The organism is Leptolyngbya sp. 7M, from assembly GCF_018128485.1.
This window is the reverse complement of sequence record NZ_CP070897.1, coordinates 5,090,941-5,107,576: the sequence shown is the minus strand read 5'-3', so window position 1 is coordinate 5,107,576 and position 16,636 is coordinate 5,090,941. Positions and strand designations below refer to the sequence as shown.

The window sequence follows — 16,636 nt, the reverse complement described above, 5'->3', positions numbered from 1 at the left end:
ACTTGCTTGAAAAGATGCCCAGTACCCGCGAGGGTGATATTGGCTGGTGCGGGAAAGGGGGATAGTGGCTCAAATCAACCATTGCCAGATGAGAAACACCAGCATGCCAATCACGATTGTCAGCAGCAGATTCTTGCGCCACACTCCAATTCCCACAGCCGCTATAGCTCCGATCAAGCGAGCGTTCGTGAAATCAAGCCAGAGCTGGTCGTTTGGCATCAAAACAGCAGGAACTACAATAGCCGTTAGAACTGTGGGCGGCACAAAGCGCAACAGCTGCAAAAACCAAGGTGCTAGCTGAAGCCGTCCACTCATGGCCAAAACCGGATAGCGAATCAAAACGGTGACAATGGCCATGCCGGTGATTAGGAGAAATTCATTCATAGAAGTGAGGGGAATGGGGGATGAGAAAATGGGGAAGGAGAATAATCAAGCTTTTTTGATTTGCTCGACTAGCGCGCCAGTAGCAATTCCGGCAATGGTGGCGACCATGAGACCAAGCTGGTGTGGCAATCCATGAGCTAAAAGAGAAACAAGTCCAGCTACTAGAACAGCGGCGATCATTGAATGGTTAACTAAATAGGGAATGATCATGCCAATGAACGTAACAGACATGGCAAAATCTAAACCCCAGGCAGCTGCATTGGGAATCCATTGACCAACTGTCAGCCCTACCCAGGTACAAAGTTGCCAGTTCGCATACATGAAAAAAGCCGCTCCCAGATAAAACCAATGTTTATAGGGAGACGGATCTGGTTGATAATAGCGGGCAATCGCCACTGCAAACGCTTCGTCAGTCAGCCAGAAGCCGATCGGTAGTTTCCAAACTTGGGGTAAATCGCGCACATAGGGCACTAGGCTCACAGCGTAGAGCAAATGGCGTAAATTCACGACAAACGTGGTCAAAATAATCAGCGGAAGGGCGGTACCGGCACTCAACAGTCCTAAGGCAATAAATTGGGAGGAGCCAGCAAATACAAAAGCAGACATCGCCATTGCTCCAGCATGGGAGAGGCCGCTGCTGGCCGCTAACGTGCCAAAAATAATTCCGAAGGGAATCGCTCCCACGACCAGCGGGATAATTGCCCGACATCCTGCCCAAAACTCCGACTGGGCCGTTCTCCTGGAAAACTGACGCTGACTAAGTTCCATGCGTGAACATTCAAGAAATTCCGGTTGAACAATTAATGGATACTGTATCGTTTGTTTTTCAAGATGTGTTTTTGTTTAACGATACAATCCTAGAAAATATTCGCATTGGCAAACCGGACGCTAGCGAAGCAGAAGTGATGGCGGCTGCCCGCATTGCCCGCTGTGATGAGTTTATTACCGCCTTGCCGCAGGGCTATCACACCCCGATTGGTGAGAACGGCATCCGACTGAGTGGAGGCCAACGCCAGCGCTTGTCAATCGCTCGTGCTGTGCTGAAAGATGCACCAATTATTGTATTAGACGAAGCCACAGCCTATGTCGATCCAGAGAATGAAGCGTTGGTGCAAGAAGCACTAGCAGGGCTATTAACACGGGGCAATAAAACGCTAGTGGTGATCGCCCATCGCTTATCAACTATCACTGAAGCCGATCAGATTCTGGTGATCGCTCAGGGACAGGTGATGGCTCAAGGATCCCATACTGAATTACTGGAAACATGCTCACTTTATCGGGAGCAGTGGCAGGCGCATACAGCAGCGCAAACCTGGCAATTGGGACGGGGGGCAGAGACAAGTTCTCCATTACCTTTACTGTCTCACAACCAACTACAGCAATCCTTGATCGGATCTGAACGGGGTGCAGGGGTTCCACCCCTGCGTGGGGGCGTTGCCCCCACACCCCCTGTTCACAATCAATTTGTGAATGCTGTAGGAATTGAAGCAGTTGCCTTTGTTGCTCAAAGCAGGGCAATCGCTCCATATCCAGCTCAAAACTTTTTAGCCTAGAATACAGCTTTAGTTAATGGTAGCTATACCAAAAGTAAGGTATAGCTCTGACCGTTAGCGTAGATAAATCCAAAGTTAGATATGAAACCGGATTTTCTAGCGCAAACTAAAAGCAGAATCGCGATTCCATTGGATTGCTGCATCGGCTAAAGTTCACCAGCTTCTGAGCAAGAACCAATCAACCAACTCAATCAACTGAGTCATCCTTAATAACCGGGCTATCTTTTTGACGACTAAAGTTTAGACGACTAAAGTTGGCAGCTAAAATAACCCATTCCTCCTGTCCGTTTTTCAACCTATTGCTCATCTCTTAGACCCAAAAGATGAGCAGCAAGTGCTCAAAAAACGAGTACTCAACTAACCAGTAAGAAATCATCTCTACTCTGTAGAAGCAAGGAGAACTTCCTCATGAAAATATCTAAGCTTGCTAAGCCATTCTGGATCAGTGCCATCGCGATGAGCCTCCTCACAGCACCTCTAGCCCTCTCTGGTTCTGCTCAAACCGGAACCGGAACTGCTCCAGACACTACTGGCACCACCGGCACGACAGGTACAACCGGAACTACCACCACGGTTCCGGGGGCAACGGGTACTACCACCACTCCAGACACCACGACCACAACTGTGGAAGATGACAACGATGGATTTGACTGGGGACTACTGGGACTCCTTGGTTTGCTTGGCCTAGCAGGCTTGGCCCGTAAACCAGAAGAGCGTGTTCGCTACCGTGACCCAGCCGATGTAGACCCTGCTTCCACAACTCGCCCAGACTACCGGCGCTAAACGTTACGCTCCACTGATAATCAACAGTTCGATAACAGGGGACAAGACCAGAGAAAAGCTTTTGCTACTCTGGTCTTTACTGTTTCTTTACGGTTGCTATGAAACGCGATGTGCAACTTACTTAAAACCCCGATCGGTGCTCCGGTCAGTAAGTCGTTAGTGACCAGCTTTAGTTCGACTTCAACGCCTTCACGGATCAGGGATTGAACTTGGCGCACGTTGGGTAATCCAGTTTCTAGTTCAGGCATAGGTCCTTCAGGTTAGAAAAAGTAATCGAGTTTATAGAGGAAGAACAATGTGGATCGATCTTACGGATCTCTTATGGATCTGTTACTGAATTGAATAACCAACCTAGGGGCTGATCTGTCTTAAAGTAGGATGATTGTGGCTTTACATCTTATAGAAATCCCAGGTAGAGTCAGAAAATTGCGCAGGGTAATTGAATCTCCTATCTTTCATTATTTGATCGAATTCCAAAATGGAGCACAGCATGGCGATTGAGTTTGTCAAATATCACGGTTTGGGCAACGATTTTATTCTGATTGATAACCGACATTCCCCAGAACCTTGCCTAACACCCGAACAAGCTGTTGCTTGGTGCGATCGCCATTTTGGAATCGGAGCGGATGGGGTGATTTTTGCATTACCGGGTCAGGATGGCACAGACTACACAATGCGGATTTTTAACTCCGATGGGTCTGAACCGGAAATGTGCGGTAATGGCATTCGCTGTCTCGCCAAATTCATTGCCGATCTAGACAATCAATCTGAAGCTACCTACCGCATTCACACCTTAGCGGGGGTAATTACCCCAAAACTCAATTCAGATGGACAGGTCACGGTAGACATGGGTGTACCTCGCCTATTGGCGGCTGAAATTCCCACCACGCTGACGGCAGCTGATGCAAAAGTGGTCGATGTCCCGCTGCAAGTAGCAGGGCGAATTTGGCAGGTTACCTGTGTCAGTATGGGCAATCCCCACTGCATCACCTTCGTCGAGGATGTGGCCGCGATCCCGCTAGAAGAAATCGGGCCTCAGTTTGAACATGATTCAGCCTTTCCTCAGCGTATCAACACCGAATTTATCGAGGTCGTGAAACCAAACTATCTGAAAATGCGGGTTTGGGAACGGGGAGCTGGCATCACGTTGGCCTGTGGTACCGGAGCCTGTGCCTCTCTAGTTGCCGGTGTTCTAAACAGTAAATCTGACCGACGTGCCACCATTGAACTTCCGGGCGGCTGCTTAGAAATCGAATGGGCAGATGACCAGCGGCTTTATATGACTGGACCAGCAACCAGAGTGTTTAGTGGCAAGGTCTAAAGTAGTCCTTCTTTGCCGGCCATTGCCAGAATCAGGTCGATGACACGGCAGGAGTAGCCCCATTCGTTGTCGTACCAGGATACGACTTTGAAGAAGTTGGAATTTAGCTCGATCCCGGCTTTGGCATCAAAAATGCTGGAGCGGGAATCGGTGCGGAAGTCCATCGAGACTACCTCATCTTCGGTGTAGCCGAGAATGCCGGCTAGTTCGCCTTCGGCGGCTTCCTTCATGGCAGCACAGATGTCGCTGTAACTGGTTGATTTTTCCGTTTTGAAGGTTAAATCGACCACGGACACATCCGGTGTACCAACACGGAAGGCCATGCCAGTCAGTTTGCCTTTTAGTTCCGGTAGCACAAGCGCTACAGCCTTAGCTGCGCCAGTGGAAGAAGGAATAATGTTTTGGGATGCGCCCCGTCCGCCGCGCCAATCTTTTTTGCTGGGTCCGTCTACAGTGGGTTGGGTTGCGGTCATAGCATGAACCGTAGTCATCAAACCTTCGGCAATGCCAAATTTCTCATGCAGCACTTATCATAGCTCCGTCATACGATTCGAGTCTTTCGATCGCATCTTCGAGAGCCATCCGCTCGTTAGAAGAGATCTTCGAATTTCCGAACCGCACCAGATTATATTTTTCGGTTACAAATACCGCCTCGGGAATTTTGAGTGTATATGCGAACTCCAGCGGTGTTTGCGAACTTTTTCTTACGAGGCCGTGTTTTCTAAGAGCGTTCTCCATACGAAGATAGAAATCTACCGTTGGGCTCTGATCTAAAAAGTCGTTCGTCTTAAAGATGCGTTTCCATAATTCCCTGAGCCCGAGCCATTTCGTAATGCGCTTTGCGATCAGATAGAGAGCTGTCACGACAAAGATCACAGAAAGTCCTATCGCCGCGGCGATGATGCTTGAAGCAAATCCGGAGTCTCCGCGGAGTTCTGACCACCACGCGGATACTACCTCCCGAACTGTCTCGATCCAAGGCGTCGTCCGTTCATTGTATTCTGATATACTGCGGCGGATCGACGTGAGCATCGAGCGTTGCTCCTGCGTATCAAATGCCACGAAATATTGTATCCAGATCATTTCAAGAGCTTCGAGATACTTGTTGATGCGATCATAAAAACCCGCTGTGCCGGTGCCGAAGGTTTGTGCCGCAGCGGGTGTAGGGTCGAATTCTACCCAGGTATTTTGTCCCGGAAAATACACTTCTACCCACGAATGAGCCTCACGTTGGCGGACCGTGTAAACATCTGCAGTCTCGTTATACTCCCCCTGTTGAAATCCATTAACAACGCGGGCGGCGATCCCCTGTGTACGGAGCATTATGACCATCGCCGTCGCAAAATATTCGCAATGCCCTTCACGCACATTGAAGAGAAAATCGGCGAGAGGCTGATCGCCGCCGGCACGCTGCTCAAGCGTGTAACCGTAATCATTCTGGAGATGAAATTCGATCGATCTCGCTGCGTCAAACCGATTTTCCGTGGTCTCGGTCAATCGCGATGCCAATTCGCCGATCCTCGGATCCAGCCCGTTGGGAAGCTGTAAATAGTTTTGAAAACTCGGCGGATAAGGAGCTCGATCACGACGGAGGTCCCGTTCTGAAGGCAGATTTACATCAGAGAGAACACGATACGAAGTTCTTTCACCGGAACGCGGAAAAGTAAGCGAATCATGGAGGTCACGAAAAATTACCGGATAATTTGACTGCACTGCCACCGCACGGTTGATCGCAAATAGGGCCTGCGTATCGATCGGCTCGAGGTAAACCGTTTGAATGATAAGACTTTCGCGGGTGTCAGCGAGGTCGAGAACAAAAAGATCGCGATCGTTCTTAGTAACGCTTTCGCGAGAGCCGGCACGAGACCGTTTCCAAGTTTGATTATCGAATGTGTCCAGGGCAACACCCCGCCAGCGGATCGGTCCGCGGAGCTTCTCACGGTCCTCAACCCGGACCCTCATCACAACTTCATCGTTCTGCTGGATCCGTCCGATCCCGCCAAGACGTACAGAATCTGAGAATCCTGAATAAGTTGCAACGCCGCCGAGGGATGAGCCGACACCTGCACCGCCCACGCGCGGAAGCAGAAAGAACAACGGAGTCGCGACAAACGTGATAAGAATGAGAAGCGAAAGAGCCATTGCCGGAAGGCTCTTGCTATAAAGTTTGGAGTGGGGCCGGTCGCCGATCGGACCTTTGTGGTGCCGGCTGCGTTCTGCGATCGCGAAATTAGTAAGAGACTGAGGCAGATCAATCAGTTCAAGACAACACTCAGCTCGACTCTTGAGAATCCGACGGTGTCGTTACGGTGTCTTTAGCCTTGGCTCGCTCTTCTTTCTTTTTGCGATCGGCCTTGAGGATATCGTCCAAAACAATCTGAGCTTGGGCAATTTTATCCAGATTGCTGCGATACAGCTCCAGATCTTTTTGCATCTTGTCGCCGGAGAGGTTCAGCACCTCGCTCAGAGTTTGCAGAGCTTGGTTACGCTTGGATTCATCCTTGACTAAACTGGGGTCCATTAGCTCCAGCACCGTGTATAGGCCAATCGCAAACAGGCGACTGTACTTAAACTTGGGATTATTTGCCACTGCCCGCAGCACCTCGTAAAGCACACTGCTTGACGCATCGATTGGCTGCTTTACATAAAGTACCCTAGCGGTCGCATCGTTAAGCTGCTTGACTTGCGACAAAAAATCATCTGCCGAAATCGCAGCGGCTTCAGATTGCAACTGCTCAGCATCGCGGCGATATTTTTGGGCATCATCCTGCAACGCTTGACACAGGGCATTGAAAATCGAAGTTTTATCAGCCTCAGGTCGATAGCCCTGCATAAACCGATCAAAGGCAGTGACCACGCCTAGACCATAAATCGGGTCATAGCGATAATCCGCATTGACCGAGAGCAGGTGCATCTCTACCATCAATTCATCAACAACCCGCCGATAGATCGAGTTAATCGGGCGGGTATGAAGCGTGTAAAAGGCTCTCTTGGTTTCGGAAACTGTGCGGACGTTACTACTCACTGGCTAAATCTAAACACAATGTGATCTTCATTATCCCACAGGACGGCGGGGATGGGGCAGAAGCTGTCGATTCCGGTGCAGCTTGTTTCTGATACAGCTTGTTAACAGCCGTAGCTATACCTTAGAGCCATCGACCAGAGCCATCGATCAGAAATTTCCAACAGAGCCATCGATCAGAAATTTCCAAACTGGTACGTCTGTTCGAGCATTCCTCGCTTACCCTAGAGGAGAGAATTTCAGCACCCGCTATGGCTTACGAACCCCTGCACCACAAGTACCGTCCGCAAACCTTTGCTGAACTGGTTGGACAAGCAGCAATTGCCACCACACTGACCAATGCCCTGCGCCAGCAAAAGATTGCCCCGGCCTATTTGTTCACCGGAGCACGCGGTACCGGCAAAACATCAAGCGCCAGGATCTTGGCTAAGTCACTCAACTGCCTCAAATCAGCCGTTCCTACAGAAACACCCTGCGGTGTCTGCGAAGTTTGCCGTTCGATTGCTAACGGTTCCGCCCTAGATGTGATTGAAATCGACGCCGCCAGCAATACCGGCGTAGACAACATTCGAGAGTTGATTGAACGGGCGCAGTTCGCTCCAGTGCAGTGCCGTTACAAGGTGTACTGCATCGACGAATGTCACATGTTAAGCAACCAAGCCTTCAATGCGCTGCTGAAAACCTTGGAAGAGCCACCCGAGCGAGTCGCATTCGTGTTAGCCACCACCGACCCCCAGCGCGTGTTGCCCACGATTATTTCTCGTTGCCAGCGCTTCGATTTTCGCCGGATTGAGCTAGAGGCGATGGTGCACCACCTGAGTCGGATTGCCGACAAAGAAGCGATCGACATTAGCCCAGATGCAATCCAGCTCGTGGCCCAAATCGCCCAAGGCGGTCTGCGCGACGCTCAAAGTATGCTCGATCAGGCTTTGCCATACCAGGCATTGGGATTATCGTTTTTGTAGCGCAACGACTTATCGAAGCTCACAATCGCCTCATCATGCCGGTCCAGCTTGGTCAAAACCAGGCCGCGATAGTTCCAGGCGTAGTAGCAGCTCCGTTTGAGGGCTAGGGCCGTATCCAGGCTGGTCAAGGCATCTTCGTAGCGCCGCAGCGCCGCCAACGACACGGCTCGACTGTACCAGGCCCGATAGTTGTCGGGTTTGTACTCGATCGCTTTGTCAAAGCTGGCAATCGCTTCTTTGTAGCGGTAGAGACAGGCATAGGTGTGGCCTTGGTTGTACCAAACTTTGGCATTTTCCGGGTCAAACTTAAGGGCTTTGGCAAAACTAACAATCGCTTCGTCATAACGACCCAGTTTGGCCAGCGCAATCCCCTTACCGTGCCAAGCCAGCGTAAATTTGGGCTTGATTCGGAGCGCCTTCTCAAAACTAACAATCGCCTCTTCGTGGGAGCCAAGTTCGTAGAGAGCACAGCCGCGCTGGCCCCAAGCTTCGTAGTGATCTGGCTGCTGGTCCAAAAGCTTGTCAAATCGAGCAACTGCCCCTTCGTAGCGGCCTAGTTTAAACAAAGCGTTGCCTTGGTCGTACCAGGTTCTTAATTCTTGATTTTGACTCATAGTCAGCTTGAGCCTGGAGTCGATTCCCATATACAGGATTGGATGCACTGGCCAAAAGCCAGCAAGATCAGGAAGTCCCCGTCGAAGCAAGAAGTTCAAGCTGGGGATGGATATCAAACGCGCTGAGGAGCAAGATTTGGCTTCTATCACAACGGCGCACTGGTAGGAGCAGAGCTGATTCATTTCCAGTGTTCCCAGCTTCCACCCGGCCCAGCCGCTTTAATGAAATCTTACTCGCAAAGTTTGGAGAATTGCGGTAGAAAGCGGTTGCAAAGACAGGGCTTCAACGTATCTTTAAAGGTTTGCTGGAATTGGGGCACTTTGCTTTACGGCTTCCACAAGTTACGGCTTCACGCTCGCTTCACGCTCCTAGCCTTGCTGGCCCAATCGCTTCAATGGCAGCCTCTAGGGCGATCGCCACATGAGTCCAGTGGGTGCCGCCTTGACAAAACACGACGTAGGGTTCTCGCAGTGGACCATCTGCCGAAAATTCAGACGTACTGCCATCAATAAAAGTGCCACCCGCCATCACTAGTTCGCTCTCGTATCCTGGCATTTCGGCAGGAACAGGGCTGAGGTAAGAGCCGATCGGCGAATACTGCTGAATCGCATGGCAAAAGGCAATCACTTTTTCGGGAGAGCCAAGCCGAATCGCCTGAATCACATCTCGACGTGGTGCTAGCGGCAGCGGATTTACCGGATAGCCCAATTGGTCGAACACATAGGCCGTCAGGTGATTGCCTTTCATCGCTTCTCCCACCATCTGCGGGGCTAGAAACAATCCCTGAAACAGCAGCCGATTTTGGTCAAACGTGGCTCCGCCAGCACTGCCAATTCCGGGAGCGGTTAACCGACAGGTGGCAGCTTCGACCAAATCGGCCCGTCCGGCGACATAGCCACCGGCTGCAACAATCGTGCCACCCGGATTTTTGATCAGCGAACCGGCGATCAGATCGGCTCCCACCGCAGGAGGTTCCTGATCGGCCACGAACTCGCCATAGCAGTTATCAACGAAGCAAACCGTATCGGGATTCTGCTGTTTCACTAGATAAACAAACAAGACCCGATCACCGCTGCCATTCCTTTTATTGTGTGTAGCTCCGAAACCGATCGGAATACGCATCATTTGGCTCTCAAACAGGGTGCATCTGCTTTTCTTCACAAACCATTTGATTTGGTTCGACTGATTCATACCGTTTTAACTCAAATCGAAGGTAAACCAACGCCAGTGCAGCAAGCTTAGGAGACCAGTTTTGGTTTACCGAAGTTACAGAATTTGAAATTTATTGCAGTGAAACGATCAAGAAACATGGTAACTATTCCGTCTGTCTCGACCCAATTCGCACCTGAAATTCATCGGCAAACTCGTTCTAACCTGTGGTCGCGGGTGCAGCAGGAGCTAATTACTGGATTGGCAGGCTGGCTGCCCAAAAAACCAGGTATTCTGCTGCGGCGTCTGCTGTATCCTCGGCTGTTTGCTCGGATGGGTAAGGCTGTCAGCGTGGAATGGGGCAGCGATTACCGAGGAACACAACAAATCGAGATTGGCAACAATGTATTTCTAGGGCGCATGATCTGTCTCGATGCAGATGTTCGGGGCGGTCAGATACAAATCGATGATGATACCTATATTCTCGATAATGTGCGGATGTATTGCCACCTTGAGTATGGCAAGATAATTGTGCAAGAGAACGTTGGTATCGACCGAGGTGTGGATATCAAAGCACACGGAGGCTGTATTGAAATTGGTCGTGGGAGTTATATTGGCCCCTACGTCTGTATGGCTGGACCAGGCCATATCAAAGTGGGTGAGAATTGCATGATTGCTGCCCATTCTGGCATCTATGCTAATAATCACATTTTTGTTGATCCAATGACTCCGATTAAGGATCAAGGCACTACGAACGAAGGCATTGTGATCGAAGATGACTGCTGGCTCGGAACAGGTGTCAAGGTCTTAGATGGAGTCACTATCGGTCAGGGTAGCGTGATTGGGGCTGGGGCGGTTGTCACCAAAGATATTCCGCCTTATTCGGTTGCGGTTGGTATTCCTGCTATGGTGATTTCTCAGCGAGGTAAACAGCTGGCTCGACGTTCGGCTTAATCACTAAATAGAGCGATAGGGAATATAAATTGAAATTTTTATGAAGGCTGTGTGAGATTAAAAAAATATAGAAATCTAATTAGACGAAACACAGCTTAGGGCAAAAAACAGCGTCTGTAACATCAATTCAGACATAAATTTTTGAGTTCAACACAATCGACTTCAACACAATTAAGAGGGCATCAAAATGTACATCATCAGTGTAGATCACCAAGACTGGCTTGTAGGCGACTCGAAGGGCTGGCTGACAACAACCCCGCTTCGTTCTCTAGCAGCAGTGTACCCGACCCTGTCAGAAGCTGAAGAAGCCGTTGCATACTACGCAAATAACTACACTAAAGCAACATTCGCGATCTATCCGGTGGATAGTTCAGCACCGATTCTGGATGAATCTACGCTGAGCGATTCACAGATCAATGACTCAATGATTGATAACTCAATCGCGAATGGCTCAATGATGATGTCGGCCCATTAGTGGCTACTCCACCTGATTTTCTGGCCTGCCCAACACCGATTATTTCGCAGAAGGCTATGATTACCAGCTGGTAGGCCAATAGGCAATAGGTGGATCAGTGGTTCAAATCAAGGCTGTGACAGCCCAAGTGCTTCCTGAAATTCACCAATCCAGGGAATTTGGGCTAGATCTTCAAACGTCACTTGCGCGAATCGCTTGGTTGAGCGTGTTTATGAAGAAATCAGCTCTGGAAAAATCAAGCTACTCAACAGTCACGCCTTGATCAAGGCTGAGGCAAAAGACTACATCCGCGAGCGGCAAATTGGGCTGATTTTAAAGCCCTTGATTGAACGCTTAGCCACTAATTTCGCCAACGAGATAGCCGTTCAACAGCGCCTTTTGCAGTTGGTGGCCGAACAGCGGCAGGCTCCACTCAAACCGGGTTATATGGCGGGCAATCTGCTGAACCTCATGGGACAAATGCGTTTGGACCTAAGGGACTGCAATTTTTCTCGACTGACGGTGCGACAAGCCTATCTTAAAGACATCGCGCTGCATCGCGTCAACTTTACGCGAGCCGATCTAGCCCAATCGGTTTTCGCCGAAAAGTTGGGCAGCATTCTGTCGCTGGCGTTTAGTCCAGATGGCAAACGGTTGGCCACTGGCGACACTGATAATCAAATCCGCATTTGGAATTTAGTCACAGGCGAACAGATCGCCACCTGGCAAGGGCACGAGGACTGGGTGCGATCGGTAGTCTTCAGTCCTGATGGGCAAACGCTCGCTAGCGGCAGTGAAGACAAAACGATTCGCTTGTGGAATGTGGCGACTGGGCAGTGTAACCGAATTCTGGAAAACCATACCAGTTGGGTGCGTTCAGTAGCCTTTAGTCCCAATGGGCAGCTTCTAGCCAGCGGTAGCAGTGACCACACAATTTGTCTCTGGGATGTGGGGCAAGGAGAATGTATACGAGTGCTGAAGCAGCATCTGCGTGGCGTGCGTTCGGTGGCTTTCAGTCCTGATGGACAAACCCTCGCTAGCGGCAGTAGTGACCATACAATTTGCCTCTGGTCTCTAGAGACTGGGAAATGCTGGCGCACCTTAAAAGGGCATCGCGGCTGGGTTTGGTCAGTAGTCTTTAGTCCAAGTGGTCAGTTTTTGGCCAGCGGCAGTGAAGATCAAACCGTGCGGCTCTGGCAGGTGGAAACGGGTGAACTGCTGAAGACTCTGCATGGGCATACAAGCTGGGTGCGCTCGGTCAAATTCAGTCCCGATGGTCAGCTTCTGGCGAGCGGTAGCGATGATCAAACCGTGAAACTGTGGGATGTGAAGAACGGACAACGGCTGAAAACCCTACAGGGCTATGCTCGCGGCATTCGATCGGTGGCCTTTAGTCCGGATGGGCAAACCCTGGCCAGCGGTAGTGAGGATCAAACAGTTCGAATTTGGAATATGGCGACCGAACAGTGCCTAATTGAGCTATCGGAGCATAAGAGCCGCGTTTGGTCGGTGGCCTTTAGCCCCGATGGCCGTCTGCTTGCCAGCGGCAGTGAGGACTGCACGATTCGCCTCTGGCATATGGGCACTGGGGAATGCCTGAAGATTTTCTCTGGGCATGGGGATGGTGTGCATTCAGTGGCTTTTAGCCCGGATGGGCAAGTACTCGCCAGCGGCAGCAGTGACAGAACAGTTCGGCTCTGGCAAGTCATGACTGGGCAATGTCTAGCAATTCTATCTGGACACACCGACTGGGTTTGGTCGGTTACCTTTAGCCCGGATGGCAACACCCTCGCCAGCGGCAGTAGCGACTTGACAGTCAAACTGTGGGATGTGCGTACCTATCAGTGTCTGAATACCTTGAAAGGACATACCCACTGGATTCGGTCAGTCGCTTTTAGCCCCGATGGCAAGACGCTAGTAGGCCCGACCCGGATTCTCATCCAGCTTGCGATAGGCCAAGGCCAATCCCCAAACAGCTAATATGCTGTAGACGTTATCCCGCACCCAAGCATCGGTATAGTTACCGTGGGCTGTAATTGCGGTACTGGCCGGCAGCAGGCCCGTAATTGGGTTTTGGCGAGCTAAAATAATTGCCTGAACTTCTTGATAATACGCCTCGAGTTGATCAGAAGGAGCATCAGCAGGCCAAGCTCGCTGAGAGCTGTTGACGTGAGGAGCAGCGGTAGCACACATAGGAAGCTTAACCAGTAGCTAGAGTTCAAGAACTAATTGCTAAATGCCAACCAGGATTAAGGCCAGCGAACAATTCCTCTTAATGTTTCCTTAAGATTATCGCCTAATTGCACTGGATCGAGCGATGCCCCTGCCTTAAAGCCCCAGATCTAGAAAGTTTTGTCTAACCTTGTCTAAGCGTTTAGAACAAGGTAAACCTGCTTAAAGCAAAATCGACGTTAATCGCTATCTTACAGTTGCATAGTTCTTGAGTTGACTCAGTGTGATTAAACACGGTTGTGAAGCAATTTTCCTATTGGGCAGCCAAGAAATTTTTGAAAAATTTATCAGAACGATAGGAACTTGACCGTAAATTTACGGATAGACCGATACCGTATAGAAACGAACAATCTCATACTGAATGTCACCCGATCAATCCGTACCACCTAGTGAATGATATGGAATTACAACAGATGGAATTACAACAGAGCCGTTATTAAGCAGTGAACAGAACCACTCGTTTGAATTGGCTCGCGACCGATTTTCCTATATTCCACGTTTACATTCCATTTTTCAAAAGTGGTTGTATCGATAGGGCATTGCTGATTTAGCGCATTTTTGGTGGATCGATCCAATGCTATTGATTTAGCGTCACTAATTCAGTGTTCTTGATTCGGTACATTATTGATCGAGGTCACGGACCGTCAAAATAGACATGGTCATCATAGATGAAGTCCTTATGCAAGTTTTATTACCAGTTTGGTAACCCTTGAGGCTGATGAATCCGCTAACAACTCTATCAACCAAATCTTAAAAAGCGGCTTCTAGAATTCAGCGAAACCGGTTTCCCAGAGCCATGTGGGGGCAATTCCTACAACAGCGCTATCAGTAGAATGATTGCCCCTGCATTTCCTATTTACCGACCTGTGCTTTTGGACTTGTCAATTTCTACCTGATTTTTATTGTGAGGTCAGCAGCCATCAGCAGGAATCAGGCAGTTCTAAGTAGGTCAACCAAATTAACAAGATCAAGATATAGTGCGGGCGAGAGGCTCGTACCAGCCAGGTGCTTGCGCTACGGATCTTCAAATTAATTCAAATTAATGATGTTGATCTACTTAGTAATTTGATCAAGAACAACTCGTGCAGATAATTTTTCTGAAGCAGTCAGTAATTTTCGCCTTCATCAGCAAGATTGAATTGCTATACCTGCATAGAAACGCATAAATTGTAAAAATCTAAAAACTACAGGATACAAACAGACAAAAGCGATAGAGATGTCAGAAAACACCTCTACCGCTAAATCGAGCACAATTTGTTAATGGAGCTGACAATCAAAACATCACAAATCTGGATTTTGATTACCAACCCAACCGGAATTGAGCTTAGAAGAATGCTGGACGATGGCGAATCAAGCTGAGAAACTCTTCTCGCGTTTTTGAGTCTTCCTGAAACACAGGGCGGCGGGCTATGGCGAACTCTTCCCTGCGGCGGCTAAGAATACAGGTGAAACACTGCTGGCTTTACCCAAAGGATTCGAATACAAAGTGCTCGGCCGTGTTAAGGAAATAATGTCGGACGGGCGACCGACGCCAGCCGCTCACGACGGACAATGGACGTTCAAGGTCGGCAAAGAGCTTCGCATTGTTCGGAATCACGAGGTTGCCGGCCGAAGCCTGCCAGCAGAGAATGCCGGAATAGGCAGTCGCTATCATTATGACGATACTTGCGGCGGCGGTACTACAACTTTGGTCATCGATCCAAAAACAAGAACCGTTGTTCGTGATTTTGTCAGCCTTTCCGGGACGTTGATAAATTGTGCAGGTGGGCCGACGCCCTGGGGAAGTTGGATCACTTGCGAGGAAACAACTCTCGGGCAGACGGTGCGTGTGCGTGAATCAGACGGGCGTCGCACGGGCGGATTCAAGAAGCCCCACGGCTATTGTTTTGAAGTTCCCGCATCCGCCAACAGCGAGGTTGTACCCGAACCGCTCAAGGCAATGGGCCGCTTCGAGCACGAAGCTGTCGCTGTCGATCGAAAAACCGGCGTCGTATATATGACCGAAGATATGGGTTCTTCGGGGTTTTATCGTTTTCTGCCAAAGAGCTACGGAAAACTGGCCAATGGCGGTGTACTTCAGATGCTTGCGGTCGCCGAAAAGGCGGAATTTGACACAAGGACCGACCAGCCTGTAAATGCCGAATATTCAGTGAATTGGGTAACCATTGATGATCCGGATCCGGAGTCGGCCGATGTGAATCGCTTAGCGGTACACGAACAAGGATTAAAGAAGGGCGGCGCCCGATTTGCCCGCTTGGAAGGTTGCGAGATCGACGCCAAGGGCCGAGTTTATTTTGCGGCAACCAGCGGCGGTAACAGCAAAGCCGGCCAGATCTGGATGTACGAACCGGTCAGCCGAGACGAGGGGCGAATGAGATTACTCTTCGAATCGCCCAGTAAAGATGTTCTGTTCATGCCCGATAACATTTGCCTGATGCCGAATAGCGATCGGCTGATGATCTGCGAGGATGGCGATTACGACGGGCTTGAATCTAAAAACTACCTTAGGATACTTAATGCCGACGGGAGAATAGCCAACTTCGCGGCAAATGTAAGCGAGAAATTCCCGCGAAGTGAATTCGCAGGTTCTGTTTTCTCGCCGGATGGGAAGACCATGTTTGTAAATCTACAAACCGCTGGCGTTACGCTCGCCATCTGGGGCGATTGGTCAAAATTCAGGTCATAATTTCCGGATCTCTTAAGAACTTGATCGGCTCTTAGCTAGTCTATGGTCCGAATGATCTCTGCAGAAATACCTTATAACTAACAAGTGAAAACTGATAACCGGCTTTTGATTTGCTAAGATAGAGCCGAATGGAACTTGCCGTTGAGAAATATAAGGTTGCGGATGAACCGTTTTATCTTCCCGTAGGAAAAGAGGTTGAGCTCTTCGAAGCGGCTTATGCCGCAAAGCTCCCGGCATTGTTAAAGGGCCCGACAGGCTGCGGCAAGACACGTTTTGTTGAATATATGGCGCACCGCCTCGGGCGGCCGCTGATCACTGTGGCATGCCACGAGGACCTTTCTGCCACCGATCTTGTCGGACGGTTTTTGCTTGAGGGAGAGGAAACGGTTTGGCACGACGGGCCACTCACGGCCGCCGTGCGCGACTCATCCACCCATCCACTCATCTACCCATCCACCCGCTGCGCTCCGCGCAGGCTCCGCCACCTACCCATCTCATTTCATTGAAACCTTCTTGTT

18 protein-coding genes are annotated in these 16,636 nt (G+C 49.9%); 9 read left to right on the top strand and 9 right to left on the bottom strand.

Annotated features, from left to right (window positions below; genetic code table 11):
- Positions 1 to 69: 69 nt before the first annotated feature.
- Positions 70 to 384 (bottom strand): AzlD domain-containing protein, encoded by a 315-nt coding sequence (locus JVX88_RS26570; RefSeq protein ID WP_211621603.1) that lies wholly within the window; start codon positions 382 to 384, stop codon positions 70 to 72.
- Positions 385 to 429: 45 nt separating this feature from the next.
- Positions 430 to 1,152, bottom strand: a complete 723-nt coding sequence (locus tag JVX88_RS26565; protein ID WP_211621602.1) for an AzlC family ABC transporter permease — start codon at positions 1,150 to 1,152, stop codon at positions 430 to 432.
- Between the two features lie 2 nt (positions 1,153 to 1,154).
- Between JVX88_RS26565 and JVX88_RS26560 the strand changes: the two genes are divergently transcribed.
- Together JVX88_RS26560 and JVX88_RS26555 are read left to right on the top strand one after the other, a co-directional pair.
- On the top strand, positions 1,155 to 1,937 hold the full coding sequence (locus tag JVX88_RS26560) for an ABC transporter ATP-binding protein (RefSeq protein WP_211621601.1): 783 nt from the start codon (positions 1,155 to 1,157) through the stop codon (positions 1,935 to 1,937).
- Positions 1,938 to 2,345: 408 nt separating this feature from the next.
- Complete coding sequence (locus JVX88_RS26555; RefSeq protein ID WP_211621600.1) at positions 2,346 to 2,720, top strand: WGxxGxxG family protein; 375 nt, start codon at positions 2,346 to 2,348, stop codon at positions 2,718 to 2,720.
- A gap of 20 nt (positions 2,721 to 2,740) precedes the next feature.
- Here JVX88_RS26555 and JVX88_RS26550 read toward each other — a convergent pair whose 3' ends face one another.
- Complete coding sequence (locus tag JVX88_RS26550) at positions 2,741 to 2,968, bottom strand: Hfq-like protein (protein ID WP_211621599.1); 228 nt, start codon at positions 2,966 to 2,968, stop codon at positions 2,741 to 2,743.
- A 242-nt stretch (positions 2,969 to 3,210) separates the two neighbouring features.
- Between JVX88_RS26550 and dapF the strand changes: the two genes are divergently transcribed.
- Positions 3,211 to 4,041 (top strand): diaminopimelate epimerase, encoded by an 831-nt coding sequence (gene dapF / locus JVX88_RS26545; protein WP_211621598.1) that lies wholly within the window; start codon positions 3,211 to 3,213, stop codon positions 4,039 to 4,041.
- On the opposite strand, the gene JVX88_RS26540 is transcribed toward dapF, so the two are convergent.
- The 3 genes from JVX88_RS26540 to psb29 all read right to left on the bottom strand — a co-directional run bounded on the left by JVX88_RS26540 (position 4,038) and on the right by psb29 (position 7,066).
- Positions 4,038 to 4,568, bottom strand: a complete 531-nt coding sequence (locus JVX88_RS26540) for a hypothetical protein (RefSeq protein ID WP_317134453.1) — start codon at positions 4,566 to 4,568, stop codon at positions 4,038 to 4,040. The two genes, dapF and JVX88_RS26540, sit on opposite strands and share 4 nt — an antisense overlap.
- Positions 4,558 to 6,231 carry a DUF3488 and DUF4129 domain-containing transglutaminase family protein gene (locus tag JVX88_RS26535; protein WP_225931738.1) on the bottom strand — a complete coding sequence of 558 codons (1,674 nt, stop codon included), beginning with the start codon at positions 6,229 to 6,231 and terminating at the stop codon, positions 4,558 to 4,560. The genes JVX88_RS26540 and JVX88_RS26535 overlap by 11 nt, the downstream gene beginning before the upstream one ends.
- 82 nt (positions 6,232 to 6,313) lie before the next feature.
- A complete protein-coding gene (gene psb29, locus JVX88_RS26530; protein ID WP_211621596.1) occupies positions 6,314 to 7,066 on the bottom strand; it encodes a photosystem II biogenesis protein Psp29 in 753 nt (250 codons plus the stop codon).
- A 248-nt stretch (positions 7,067 to 7,314) separates the two neighbouring features.
- On the opposite strand from psb29, the gene dnaX reads away from it, so the two are divergent.
- Positions 7,315 to 8,028, top strand: a complete 714-nt coding sequence (gene dnaX, locus JVX88_RS26525; protein ID WP_317134452.1) for a DNA polymerase III subunit gamma/tau — start codon at positions 7,315 to 7,317, stop codon at positions 8,026 to 8,028.
- Here dnaX and JVX88_RS26520 read toward each other — a convergent pair.
- Together JVX88_RS26520 and JVX88_RS26515 are read right to left on the bottom strand one after the other, a co-directional pair.
- Complete coding sequence (locus tag JVX88_RS26520) at positions 7,986 to 8,642, bottom strand: tetratricopeptide repeat protein (protein WP_211621595.1); 657 nt, start codon at positions 8,640 to 8,642, stop codon at positions 7,986 to 7,988. The genes dnaX and JVX88_RS26520 overlap by 43 nt on opposite strands.
- Positions 8,643 to 9,003: 361 nt before the next feature.
- Entirely contained in the window at positions 9,004 to 9,768 is a 765-nt protein-coding gene (locus JVX88_RS26515) for a methionine gamma-lyase family protein (RefSeq protein WP_317134451.1), read from the bottom strand.
- 165 nt (positions 9,769 to 9,933) lie between these two features.
- Between JVX88_RS26515 and JVX88_RS42335 the strand changes: the two genes are divergently transcribed.
- From JVX88_RS42335 to JVX88_RS26500, 3 genes are all read left to right on the top strand, one after another.
- A complete protein-coding gene (locus tag JVX88_RS42335) occupies positions 9,934 to 10,746 on the top strand; it encodes an acyltransferase (RefSeq protein ID WP_225931183.1) in 813 nt (270 codons plus the stop codon).
- 187 nt (positions 10,747 to 10,933) lie between these two features.
- Positions 10,934 to 11,221 (top strand): hypothetical protein, encoded by a 288-nt coding sequence (locus tag JVX88_RS26505; protein WP_211621594.1) that lies wholly within the window; start codon positions 10,934 to 10,936, stop codon positions 11,219 to 11,221.
- Between the two features lie 195 nt (positions 11,222 to 11,416).
- The gene (locus JVX88_RS26500) at positions 11,417 to 13,180 is read left to right on the top strand and encodes a WD40 repeat domain-containing protein (RefSeq protein WP_211621593.1); all 1,764 of its coding nucleotides are present in this window, start codon (positions 11,417 to 11,419) and stop codon (positions 13,178 to 13,180) included.
- On the opposite strand, the gene JVX88_RS26495 is transcribed toward JVX88_RS26500, so the two are convergent.
- Positions 13,115 to 13,393: a glycoside hydrolase family 15 protein gene (locus JVX88_RS26495; protein ID WP_263975261.1), complete on the bottom strand. Its 279-nt coding sequence runs from the start codon at positions 13,391 to 13,393 to the stop codon at positions 13,115 to 13,117. The two genes, JVX88_RS26500 and JVX88_RS26495, sit on opposite strands and share 66 nt — an antisense overlap.
- Before the next feature lie 1,525 nt (positions 13,394 to 14,918).
- Between JVX88_RS26495 and JVX88_RS26490 the strand changes: the two genes are divergently transcribed.
- On the top strand, positions 14,919 to 16,118 hold the full coding sequence (locus JVX88_RS26490) for an alkaline phosphatase PhoX (protein ID WP_211621592.1): 1,200 nt from the start codon (positions 14,919 to 14,921) through the stop codon (positions 16,116 to 16,118).
- Positions 16,119 to 16,246: 128 nt separating this feature from the next.
- Positions 16,247 to 16,624: an AAA family ATPase gene (locus JVX88_RS26485; protein ID WP_211621591.1), complete on the top strand. Its 378-nt coding sequence runs from the start codon at positions 16,247 to 16,249 to the stop codon at positions 16,622 to 16,624.
- Positions 16,625 to 16,636: the final 12 nt, after the last annotated feature.

Coding starts and splice junctions, on each gene's coding strand:
- JVX88_RS26570 (WP_211621603.1), bottom strand. CDS start 384: ATGAATGAATTTCTCCTAATCACCGGCATGGCCATTGTCACCGTTTTG.
- JVX88_RS26565 (WP_211621602.1), bottom strand. CDS start 1,152: ATGGAACTTAGTCAGCGTCAGTTTTCCAGGAGAACGGCCCAGTCGGAG.
- JVX88_RS26555 (WP_211621600.1), top strand. CDS start 2,346: ATGAAAATATCTAAGCTTGCTAAGCCATTCTGGATCAGTGCCATCGCG.
- JVX88_RS26550 (WP_211621599.1), bottom strand. CDS start 2,968: ATGCCTGAACTAGAAACTGGATTACCCAACGTGCGCCAAGTTCAATCC.
- dapF (WP_211621598.1), top strand. CDS start 3,211: ATGGCGATTGAGTTTGTCAAATATCACGGTTTGGGCAACGATTTTATT.
- dnaX (WP_317134452.1), top strand. CDS start 7,315: ATGGCTTACGAACCCCTGCACCACAAGTACCGTCCGCAAACCTTTGCT.
- JVX88_RS26520 (WP_211621595.1), bottom strand. CDS start 8,642: ATGAGTCAAAATCAAGAATTAAGAACCTGGTACGACCAAGGCAACGCT.
- JVX88_RS26515 (WP_317134451.1), bottom strand. CDS start 9,768: ATGATGCGTATTCCGATCGGTTTCGGAGCTACACACAATAAAAGGAAT.
- JVX88_RS26505 (WP_211621594.1), top strand. CDS start 10,934: ATGTACATCATCAGTGTAGATCACCAAGACTGGCTTGTAGGCGACTCG.
- JVX88_RS26495 (WP_263975261.1), bottom strand. CDS start 13,393: ATGTGTGCTACCGCTGCTCCTCACGTCAACAGCTCTCAGCGAGCTTGG.
- JVX88_RS26485 (WP_211621591.1), top strand. CDS start 16,247: ATGGAACTTGCCGTTGAGAAATATAAGGTTGCGGATGAACCGTTTTAT.